A 1,505-nucleotide genomic window follows, 5' to 3' on the forward strand; every position below is an offset into this window, starting at 1 on the left:
CGCCCCCAGCACCGCCAGCGGCACAGCAAATAAGATAATTGCCGGGTCTACAAAGCTGCCGTACTGCGCCGACAGCACCAGATACACCATCAGCAGCCCCAGGGCAAAGAGCAGCGGCGCTTGCCCGCCCGACTCGATCTCCTCCAGAGCGCTACCAGTCCACTCAAACCCCAGGCTGGGCGGAAACACCTGCTGGGCAACCTGCTCCATCGCGGCGATCGCCTGGCCAGAGCTTCTTCCTGGCGCCGCACCGCCCTGCACCGAAATCGATCGAAACAGGTTGTAGTGCGTAATTGACTGGGCGCTGGTGGTTGGGGTCAGCGTTACCAAATTGCCGAGGGGAATCATCTGACCAGCGGCAGAGCGGACGTAGAGTTGGTTCACGTCTTCCGGCTGGGCGCGAAACTGCTCGTCGGCCTGCACATAAACGCGGTAGCTGCGCCGATCCAGCGTGAAGTCGTTGACATAATCTGACCCCAGAAAACTCTGGAGCGTCGAGAAAATGTCATTCAGGTCGATGCCCAAGGCCTTAGCGCGATCGCGGTTTACCTCCACTACCATCTGCGGCGTGCTGGCGGAATAGGTAGAAAACACCGCCTGCAAATTGGGGTTTTGGTTGGCGGCTCCCATCAGCGCATAAAGGTAGCCCACAAACTCATTGAGAGGCATATTTCCCCGGCGATCCTGCATTTCCATCTGGAAGCCGCCGAAGTTGCCCAATCCTTGAATCGAGGGCGGGTTCAGCGAGAAAATTCGGGCTTTGGGCATTCCAAAAAACGTCATCTGGATCTGCCCAATAATCTCTTGGACAGACTGCCCCCGACCCTTCCGCTCTTCCCACGGCTTCAGCAGCGTGAACATAATGCCCTGGTTGGGCGCAACGCCCGCAAAGCTAAAGCCCGTTACGGCAAAATTCGACTCTACTTCCGGAATTTTGCGTACCTCGGCGGAGGCTTCATCCAGAATTTTCTTGGTGTAGTTGAGCGACACGCCTTCGGGAGCCTGTACCAGCGTAATGAAATAGCCCTGGTCTTCTTCCGGCAAAAAGGCTCCGGGAACCGTGCGATAAACCCAAGCCGTGGCCATCAGCGCCAGCACAAACCCAGCCAGCACCCAATACTTCAACTGAGACAACACCGTGAGCGATCGCTGATAGCGCTGCCGCACATTGTCCAAAAATCCGTTGAAGCGCTCAAACTGTCGCCCCAGCCAGCCCTGGTGGTCGGAACGGGGCCGCAGCAGCAGGGCCGACATGGCCGGCGAAAAGGTAAGCGCGTTGAAGGTAGACACGACAATGGCAAAGGCGATCGTCAGGGCGAACTGGCGATAAATTGCGCCCGTAGTGCCGGGAAAAAACGCCACCGGAACGAACACCGCCATCAGCACCAGCGAAGTTGCAATCACCGCGCCAGACAGTTCTTTCATGGTTTCGGCCGCTGCGCGGAACGGATTCATGCCGCGATCTTGCACCTTGGCGGCGATCGCCTCCACCACCACAATCGCGT

Annotated in this window: 1 protein-coding gene; it reads right to left on the reverse strand. The window is 58.1% G+C overall.

The annotated features are described in order from the left end of the window. A partial coding sequence (locus IGS51_RS08815; protein WP_297078060.1) for an efflux RND transporter permease subunit occupies positions 1 to 1,505 on the reverse strand: 1,505 nt, incomplete at both ends.

This window comes from Thermoleptolyngbya sp. M55_K2018_002 (genome assembly GCF_015295965.1).
Lineage (GTDB): Bacteria > Cyanobacteriota > Cyanobacteriia > Elainellales > Elainellaceae > Thermoleptolyngbya > Thermoleptolyngbya sichuanensis.